We start from the raw sequence: 4,784 nt of genomic DNA, 5'->3' as shown, positions 1-4,784 counted from the left end.
CCTGGTTCTCATGCAGCTGTTCTTCACGGCTGATCCGCTTCAAACGATCCTTTGCTTGCATTTCGATCAGCAGTAAATCCTGAGAATCTTGAGAGAACTTTGATGCCGAGCAGTCTGCAAGAAGCTCTTGGCCGTTGTGTAGAATAAACTCGCAGTCACGTTGAGTGTATGAGTGCCCGCCATCAATAATGGCCTGGAACTCGTCAAACAAAAGTTCTTCATGTTTAATAAAGAGGTGATCTAGCTTGCTGGATAGTATTCGTTTGTAACCGGCTTGCAGGAGCATTTCGGCAGCAGGATTGATAAATTTAATCTGGTAATTTGCATCAATAAGGATAACAGCAGTCGACAAGCCTTCGAGTATGCGTTGTTGGTAGGCATCTGAGAACAGGTTGGTTGTCATTAAAGCTTGTATCCATTGAAAGACGAAATTACATGCAAACAGGCTTGCTCTTGCCTGGGGCGAACTATAATAGCCAAAGCAAGAAGCAAACCAATGTTTTATGTGGCGTCGAATATGTTCAGAGAGTAGCTATTTAGCGAGCTCCCGACTGCTTGCGTGTCAGGGCTCTTGGTTTAGTATAGATGAAGATAGGATGTGCGCACCAATTTTGTGCATTGCTTTTTTGGGGTGTTCCCTATTGGTGCTCTCTATGTGTTAGTTAATTTTGAACGCTCTGGCGATAGGTCGATGAACTGTAAATTGACTACTGGCTGAGATAAGAGCCTTGTTTTGTGGGTCGATAACTTGGACCGTGATCGTGTGTGTTCCTCTATTTAGGCTTGTTAGCAGCAAGCTCGCCCCTTTTTGTAATGCAACTTCGGCACCATCCAGCAGAAAGCGCAGTTTGTCCTCTGCTCTTAATGAAGGCTCTAATATGGTGCTTACAGTGATGTCACCCGTGCCTGAGTGGAGTGCGCTCCGGTCTATTGGTGCGCTAATAACAAGTGACTGGTAAAGAAAGCTGTCGTCTGTAGGTGCAGAGCTAAAACTTATGGGGCTTGGTTTTAGTGCAGGTATGGTTGGAACGGGTTCGACTTCCAAGGTGACGGCGTTGCTTTGTGGTTGGTCTGAGTACGATATGCTGCCATCTGGTTTTGTGACTTTATAGACGGTTGTTGTGCTGGTGCTTTCTTCGGCATACAGCTTACTCGTGCTGACGAAAAACAATAAAGCCAATAAAGTAACCTTTATGGCGATCAACAAATTGCTAGTCTTGAATTGATCTTGTGTAAGCACAGTCTATACCCTCGTTAAATAACTGCTATAGTTAGAAAAAGCTTTGAAGAAGCAGTGTAACAGAGAGTCTTTTCGCTTCTAAAGCTCATCTATAGTTTAGCTCACAATTTGATGAGCTATTTTTGATATTTGAGGTTTTTTCTTTGTCCCATAATTCCGCCAGTAGCTCTTATGACAATGCGGCGAATGTATCGAGTGCTGAAGCAGTAGAGCCTGCTCAAGTAGCTGTATCGCGTTATCTTCAAAATGCTTATCTGCATGTCATGGCGCTAGCTGGGTTTGCTTGTTCACGTGAGGTGTTTTTGCACGGCTTACCCGTAGACGAAAGAGCTTCAAGTAGCGGTATGATGAGAGCGGTTCATAGCCAAGGCAAATTACAGTGCCGCCAAATGGATTTGGCGGACCTGGAAAAGGCCGCCTTGCCTTGCCTTGCTCAGCTTAAAGGGAGTGATGAGGCTTGGCTCGTGATTGAGCGCTACGATACTTCCCGGTGTGTTTATAGCGTTAAAATTTTTAGCTCTGAGGGAGAGGGGCAGGCTTATTGGAGCGCGCCTGAGCTTAGTGAGAAAATCTCTGCAGAGCTGGTTTCGGTATTTCCAAAGGCGCATACGAGCAGTTCCTTAGACCAGCCAAGAAGAAGTGGTTTTGCTTCGTGGATGTGGCAGGAGCTAAGAGCTTTAAGTCGTGTTTATCGGGATATTATTGCAGCGACTTTATTGATTAACGTCTTTGCTTTGGCTGCGCCATTGTTTGTCATGAATGTTTATGATCGGGTAGTTCCCAATCAGGCAATCGAGACGCTTTGGGTTTTGGCGTCAGGTCTGGTCTTAGTGATCGTTTTTGAGCTGCTGGTAAAATTGCTTCGACATGTGTTTTTGGAACAGGCCGGTAAGCGTTTAGACTTGGTTTTGTCGAGTAAGCTATTTTCCAAGGTTTTGAATATCAGGCTTGAAGAATTTCCTTCGTCAGTGGGCTCACTTGCCAGTCAGGTGAAAGAGTTTGACTCGATCAAGCAGTTCTTTACTGCGGCGACAATGACGGCGCTCGCAGATGTTCCTTTTGCCATTATCTTTCTATTGGTTATCGCTTCTGTGGGTGGGCAGCTGGCCTTGGTGCCTTTAATAGCGGCTGCTTTCCTCTTGCTCTATGGTTACGTTGTGCATTTCCCGATAAAAAAAGTGGTTGATTTGATGCAGCAGGCAGCCGCTGAAAAAAATAGTGTTTTGGTTGAGAGCTTAAGCGGCATTGAAACGATCAAGTCCCTTAATGCGCAAGGGCGTCAGCAGGGCTTGTGGGAGAGAGCGCTGGTGCGCATGTCGCTATTAGGAGCGAGAGCCAAGCATCTGACCGACTCTGTATCGATCGTATCAGCTTCCGTTATGCAGCTTTCAACCATGGCGATTGTAATTGTCGGTGTTTATCAGATTGAGCAGCAAGCTTTGAGTTTAGGCGCTTTGATTGCTTGTGTGCTGTTAAGTTCTCGCGCCTTAGCGCCGATGTCCCAGATTGCTAACCTGATATCTCAATACCAACAAGCAAGGTCAGCGCTTAAGGGCTTGGATGATTTGTCTCGGCGTGCTGATGAATTGGAAGATATTTCTAAATCGCTGAGTTTGGGGGGCAAAATAACAAGCATCGAGATGCGAGATTTATCCTTTTCGTACTCGGGTGGGCCTAAAGTTTTGAAGGATATTAATCTGTCTTTGAATGCAGGTGAAAAAGTAGGGATTATTGGAAAGATTGGCTCTGGAAAAAGTTCACTGCTGCGGTTGTTGCTGGGCTTTGGTAGAGCTGATGCCGGACAATTATTAGTGAATGGCTTCGAGGTTCAGCATTTGAACGCAAGTGAACTAAGGTCGTCTATTGCTTATGTTCCCCAAGAAATTACCCTGTTTAGCGGTAGTCTGCGTGAAAATATCCTAATGAAGGCTCCAGAAGTGCCGCAGGAAGCTTTGCTTAAAGCGGTGGATTTGTCAGGTTTGTCGGAATTGGTTCAAACTCATGAGATGGGTTTGGATATGCCGATAGGAGAGCAAGGGAAAGGCTTGTCTGGTGGGCAGAGGCAGTGTGTGGCAATCGCTAGAGCGCTTATCAATGACCCTGACTTATTGTTATTTGATGAGTTAAGTTCTTCAATGGATAATCAGACAGAACAGATGATCATCAATAATATTCGGAATATCTCTAAGGATAAGGTGCTGCTACTTAGCACGCACCGGGCTTCTTTGCTGGCCCTGGTGGACCGAATTATCGTGATGGATCAAGGAAAAATTGTTGCTGATGGGCCAAAGGAAAGTGTTTTGGATGCGCTCAAGCGAGGCTTGATTCAGGCAGGGAGCCAAAGTGCTCACAATGATAAACAAGGTCATGGAAAGGGAGGTGTTTCCAATGACTGAGTTCCGTTCAACCCCTATCACTCAAGCCTTAAATGATCATGGTAATGTCATAAAGTCACGACGCTTGCTGTGGCTTATAATTTTGATCTCTTTTTCATTTATCTGCTGGACTGCTTATGCAGAGGTGGATGAGTTGGTTCGTGGTGTAGGTAAGGTTATCCCTTCGAAGCAATTGCAGTTGGTCCAGAATCTTGAGGGTGGCATTCTCTCGGAATTATTGGTGGAGGAAGGTGAGGAAGTCGAAGCCGGTCAGGTTTTATTAAAACTGGATGATAAGCAGCTTGCTTCCCGTTTTCGGGAGCGTGAACAGGTAGTGCGAGTGCTTCAGGCTCGCTCAGAAAGGCTGCGAGCCGAAGCGCAAGGCGGAGAGCTTTCTTTTTCTGAATCTCTGGTTCGTGATGACCAGGCTTTAGTGAGAGAGCAGCAAGCGCTTTTTACTCAAAGGCTTGAACAGTTAAGAGCCTCCAAAGTAATAATAAGTCAGCAAATTCAGCAGAAACACCAATTATTGGATCAGCTTCAAGGTCAGCTTCGTCAGTCTAGAGCGCAGGAGTTGCTGGTGAAAAAGGAGTTGGCAATATTGGAGCCTTTGTTTGAGCAAGGGGTTGTCTCTGAGGTGGAGCTGATCAGGTCTGAAAAGAGTGTCTTGGAGGCCAAGGGGAGAGCCTCAGATATTGAGCTGAAGTTGCCGCAAATTGAATCGTCTATCAAAGAGCTGACAAATCGTAGAGCTCAGTTAGAGTTGGACTTTAGGTCTGAGTCTCGTCTTGAATTAAATGATGTGTTAGCAGAGCTGGCTCAGATGTCTCAAGGTCACGATGTATTGGAGGATAGGGTTGACCGAACCCAGGTTCGATCGCCTGTTAATGGTATCGTTAAAGAGCTTATGGTGACCACCTTGGGTGGGGTTATTCAGCCGGGAATGGATTTGGTGAGTGTTGTCCCGATGGAGGATGCTTTGCTAATTGAGACAAAAGTCCGCCCTGCCGATATTGCACGACTGTACCCTGGACAGAAAGCAATGGTAAAATTCACCGCATATGATTTCACGGTTTATGGAGGGCTCGAAGCTGAGCTGGTTCATATTAGTGCTGATTCCAGTACAAATGAACAAGGTGATAGCTTCTACCTGGTACGCGTCAAGACGC

At 45.9% G+C, this 4,784-nt stretch carries 4 protein-coding genes; 2 read left to right on the top strand and 2 right to left on the bottom strand.

Features of this window, described 5'->3' with window-relative positions:
• Together A3756_RS11885 and A3756_RS11880 are read right to left on the bottom strand one after the other, a co-directional pair.
• The coding region (locus tag A3756_RS11885) for a PAS domain-containing protein (RefSeq protein WP_156490431.1) at positions 1 to 403 on the bottom strand (403 nt) is incomplete at its 3' end.
• 255 nt (positions 404 to 658) lie between these two features.
• Positions 659 to 1,240, bottom strand: coding sequence for a hypothetical protein (locus A3756_RS11880; protein WP_068508262.1), 582 nt, complete (start codon positions 1,238 to 1,240; stop codon positions 659 to 661).
• Positions 1,241 to 1,383: 143 nt separating this feature from the next.
• Here A3756_RS11880 and A3756_RS11875 point away from each other — a divergent pair, with 143 nt between their 5' ends.
• Positions 1,384 to 3,636, top strand: coding sequence for a type I secretion system permease/ATPase (locus A3756_RS11875; RefSeq protein WP_068553558.1), 2,253 nt, complete (start codon positions 1,384 to 1,386; stop codon positions 3,634 to 3,636).
• On the top strand, positions 3,593 to 4,784 hold a 1,192-nt coding region (locus A3756_RS11870; RefSeq protein ID WP_156490430.1), incomplete at its 3' end, for an HlyD family type I secretion periplasmic adaptor subunit. The genes A3756_RS11875 and A3756_RS11870, both read left to right, overlap by 44 nt.

Source organism: Oleiphilus sp. HI0086, from assembly GCF_001635225.1.
Note: the sequence above shows the minus strand (reverse complement) of the source record. Positions and strands in the feature narration are given on the sequence as shown.